This window comes from Pontibacter toksunensis (assembly GCF_042686245.1).
Lineage (GTDB): Bacteria > Bacteroidota > Bacteroidia > Cytophagales > Hymenobacteraceae > Pontibacter > Pontibacter toksunensis.
Genome location: NZ_JBHUOX010000079.1, coordinates 1 through 1,950, shown reverse-complemented (window position 1 = coordinate 1,950; position 1,950 = coordinate 1). Strand labels below are relative to the sequence as shown.

1 protein-coding gene is annotated in these 1,950 nt (G+C 52.5%); it reads right to left on the bottom strand.

All coding sequences use genetic code 11. The annotated features are described in order from the left end of the window. Nucleotides 1-1,950: PKD domain-containing protein (locus ACFS7Z_RS27150; protein ID WP_377492595.1), on the bottom strand; the 1,950-nt coding region annotated here is incomplete at both ends.

Genomic DNA, 1,950 nt, shown 5'->3' with positions numbered 1-1,950 from the left:
AGGTGGCCGTATTGGGACCACTTACCTGGCTCCAGCTATAGCCACTGATGGTGCCATCGCTGTCGGTGGCCGATCCACTCAGTTGCACACTACTGGTGGGCAGGGTGATGGTTTTATCCGGACCGGCATTCGCAACAGGAGGTTGATTGGTAGCAGGCGGTGCAAACGGGGTGAGCCGGTAACCGGGAATAGGCCGCTCCATCCCACCATCCGGCAGCTGCCAGCCTACAGCCAGGTGATCTGCCCCTGTACTTTCCTTGTGTAAAGCCTCAATGTAGTATTTCTTACCTGCCTGCAGTGAAATATATGAAGAAGCTTGGGTAGTGTATTTTGTCCACTCCTGGCTGTTCGTCAGGCCACTCACGGAGGCTATCTTCCTTTTGTTAGCCGGATTTTCATCTGTGCTCAGCCATAGTTCACTGTCCTGGTCACTGGCAATCCATAAAGTGTACTCACCTGTAATAGGTGCCTGCACATAAGCCCTTACCCTGGCCCCATAATTTTCGCCTGTGTTAGAAGGAGCCTCAAAAAGAGTGAGTTGCGAGGTGCTGCTTGGTGCCGTGTTCACAGGAATAGATGAAACAGCAGTACCAGTAACATTATTCCAGACTTCCCGCACAATCGGAGTGACCGACATGTTACAATCCGGAACCAGCTTTACCTCATGTGTAGTAGCAAGTCCTGCCGCATCCGTTACCGTCAGGGTCACACGATAATAGTAGGTTTCTGCCCCACAACCTAAAGGAGAAACCGAGATGGAGGATTCCGGAGAAAAGGAAGCAGGTTCCGGATGCTGGTGGTCCTCGTGGTGCAGGATGCTCTGCCACCTGTACGTCAACTGGCTGCTGCTATGCTCCGCATCCGATACCGTAGCCTTCAAGGCATAGGTAGACTCACTGGTCATAGGATATTTTGTATTGTCAAGTGGGCTTGTTATTGTAACGTGAGGTGGCGTGTTGTTCAGGGAAATAGTCAGCGCCTTCTGGTCCTTAGTTCCCGGTGGATCAGACACCGTAAGTGTGACAGTAAAAGATGTTGGTGCTGTAGTTGTAGATGTAAATGTATGCGATGGATTTGCCAGCGTACTCGTTGTGCCGTCTCCAAAATCCCATAGGTAAGAAATATTCTGCCCATCCGGATCATAAGAGTTGCTTCCGGTAAACTGCACGGCTAGGGGGCTTTCACCATACGTCTTATCCGATGAAACTACCGCAACAGGTGTACGGTTCCTGTAGGTTATCTTTCTGATTTCAGAAGGGAAGTTTACATAGTAGATTCCGCCCTCGGCAGGATGTGTCGCCATATGTACAACGACCGCACCACTGCTTATAAAATCCTGCACAGCCGTCGGTTTATCAGCTGCATCAGCGGTGAGGTTTCGTATCCACTTGCCAGTATAGTCTCCAAAAAAGAACGTATTTCTGAATTCTTTCGGAAAGTCGTTGCGGGTATAAAAGACACCTGCCACCACTGAATTGCCCCCGAACTGAGGCCCGGAAACAGGCGAGCCAGGAGCTCCTATGTTGACCTCTGCGGCTGTTTCTCCGTTGAAGATACCTGTTCTGGATGGACCAGTCGTGCTGTGCCTCCAGTCGATCACCGGCCGGCTGTGCAGAAAGGTGTTTGCGCCTGCTGGTATGGCCTGCGCCGCGTTACAGGGGTTGGTGAAGCTGGCCGTGCCGCTCGCTGTTTCCTGCTTTATCAAATCCTGGAAGTAGAAATACTGCTGCGTGCAGCCTCCTGTGTTATAGAGCTGGTTTGGCGCATAGGCGTTGTAGGTTTTCTTGCTCATGTAGCCGTTGTGGGGCGTGAGGCCCTCAAAAAGCGGCCACCCAAAGTTCATACCCGCCCTGGTCACCACATTCAGGTCTTCCCAGAGGCCGTACCCCACATCCCCCACATACAGCACCCCCGGCCTGCCGTCTGCCGGGTTGGTGCTGCCCGAGCCGG